Annotated in this window: 3 rRNA genes (2 of these 3 cut by a window edge); all 3 read right to left on the bottom strand. The window is 48.7% G+C overall.

Annotated elements, in window-relative coordinates:
- A 16S ribosomal RNA gene (locus HC248_RS02340) occupies nt 1-7 on the bottom strand (it extends 1,524 nt beyond the left edge of the window).
- 516 nt (nt 8-523) lie between these two features.
- A 5S ribosomal RNA gene (gene rrf, locus HC248_RS02335) occupies nt 524-636 on the bottom strand.
- Between the two features lie 224 nt (nt 637-860).
- A 23S ribosomal RNA gene (locus HC248_RS02330) occupies nt 861-2,500 on the bottom strand; it runs 1,240 nt beyond the window's last position.

Genomic DNA, 2,500 nt, shown 5'->3' with positions numbered 1-2,500 from the left:
TTAGTTTAATCACTGCAATAATTTTCAACCCCTCACACCCCAACCGTTTCCAGTCAGACTGTGAGAAGAAAACTCATAAAAACAAAATTGACGTTTAATTTTCTCTTCTATCTTCATGAGCGTTTAAAGTCAAAAGACTTGTGACTCGGCCAGCTTTAACACTGACTTTGTCTGGCAATCGCCTTCAAACGCCCATACTTATCGGCTGTAAATTTTTAATGATCAGACTTGTTTGCTTCGCTTGACTCTGCGTCAACATTTTTAATGTCTTCACCTAGCTTTGCTCGACTTCTTGTCGTTCGCTGTAATCAGCGCAGTCTCATATTATATGCCGGCTTTTACGCACTTGGCTTATAAAACTAAACTTTTTCGTTTGCACTGCTAAACAGTACAAAAAGAAAAGCTCTTTTAATTTCTTTCAGATCTTTTTCAGATCTCTCAATTTACTTCTTCTTTCTCGACACCCCATGAGAAGAAAAGCCCAGTCGATCACAAGATCAACTGGGCCAGTCTAGGCATAAGAGCCTGACGATGTCCTACTTTCACACGGGAATCCGCACTATCATCGGCGCTAAGTCGTTTCACTTTCCTGTTCGGGATGGGAAGGAGTGGTACCAACTTGCTATGGTCATCAGGCATAACTTTTTGATCGACTGAGTCCGTGCGCACCAGGGTTTAACCAGCAGCGCACCCTCAGCCCATCGAATCTATAGAGCAAATTAGCTTTTGTCGTAGTAAATGCACACCATGCCTGCTGCACAGCGTGTCTTTTTGTTTTCTTGAATGCGTCAACTTGGCATAACACCTTGATTCACAAACTGCCTGTGTCTCCACAATCAATTCGAGACTTTCAAAGTTATAGGGTCAAGCCTCACGAGCAATTAGTACAGGTTAGCTTAACGCATTACTGCGCTTCCACACCCTGCCTATCAACGTCCTGGTCTTGAACGACTCTTTAGGGGGCTCAAGGCCCCGGCAGATCTCATCTTGAAACGAGTTTCCCGCTTAGATGCTTTCAGCGGTTATCTCTTCCGAACTTAGCTACCCGGCAATGCCACTGGCGTGACAACCGGTACACCAGAGGTTCGTCCACTCCGGTCCTCTCGTACTAGGAGCAGGCTTCCTCAAATCTGCAGCGCCCACGGAAGATAGGGACCAAACTGTCTCACGACGTTTTAAACCCAGCTCACGTACCTCTTTAAATGGCGAACAGCCATACCCTTGGGACCGGCTACAGCCCCAGGATGAGATGAGCCGACATCGAGGTGCCAAACACCGCCGTCGATATGAACTCTTGGGCGGTATCAGCCTGTTATCCCCAGAGTACCTTTTATCCGTTGAGCGATGGCCCTTCCATACAGAACCACCGGATCACTATGTCCTGCTTTCGCATCTGCTCGACTTGTCAGTCTCGCAGTTAAGCACGCTTATGCCATTGCACTATCGTCACGATGTCCGACCGTAACTAGCGTACCTTCGAACTCCTCCGTTACACTTTGGGAGGAGACCGCCCCAGTCAAACTGCCTACCATGCACTGTCCCCGATCCAGATAATGGACCTAGGTTAGAACCTCAAACACACCAGGGTGGTATTTCAACGTTGGCTCCACCGAAACTAGCGTCCCGGCTTCAAAGCCTCCCACCTATCCTACACAGGTCTGTTCAAAATCCAATACAAAGCTACAGTAAAGGTTCATGGGGTCTTTCCGTCTTTCCGCGGGGAGATTGCATCATCACAAACATTTCAACTTCGCTGAGTCTCAGGAGGAGACAGTGTGGCCATCATTACGCCATTCGTGCAGGTCGGAACTTACCCGACAAGGAATTTCGCTACCTTAGGACCGTTATAGTTACGGCCGCCGTTTACTGGGACTTCAATCAAGAGCTTGCACCCCATCATTTAATCTTCCAGCACCGGGCAGGCGTCACACCCTATACGTCGACTTTCGTCTTAGCAGAGTGCTGTGTTTTTAATAAACAGTTGCAGCCACCGATTTTTTGCAGCCTTTCTCGGCTCCCCAAGTAAATGGTTCACCTACCAAAGGCACACCTTCTTCCGAAGTTACGGTGTCAATTTGCCGAGTTCCTTCTCCTGAGTTCTCTCAAGCGCCTTAGAATACTCATCTCGCGCACCAGTGTCGGTTTGCGGTACGGTCGTGTGTAGCTGAAGCTTAGTGGCTTTTCCTGGAAGCAGGGTATCACTCACTTCGTGTGCAAGCACACTCGTTATCACCCCTCATCTAAGCCCGGCGGATTTTCCTACCAGGCACGACTACAGGCTTGAACCAACATATCCAACAGTTGGCTGAGCTAACCTTCTCCGTCCCCACATCGCACTACACATCGGTACAGGAATATTGACCTGTTTCCCATCAGCTACGCATCTCTGCCTCGCCTTAGGGGCCGACTCACTCTACGCCGATGAACGTTGCGTAGAAAACCTTGCGCTTACGGCGAGGGGGCTTTTCACCCCCTTTAACGCTACTCATGTCAGCATTCG

It is taken from the genome of Polaromonas vacuolata (genome assembly GCF_012584515.1).
Lineage (GTDB): Bacteria > Pseudomonadota > Gammaproteobacteria > Burkholderiales > Burkholderiaceae_C > Polaromonas > Polaromonas vacuolata.
Note: the sequence above shows the minus strand (reverse complement) of the source record. Positions and strands in the feature narration are given on the sequence as shown.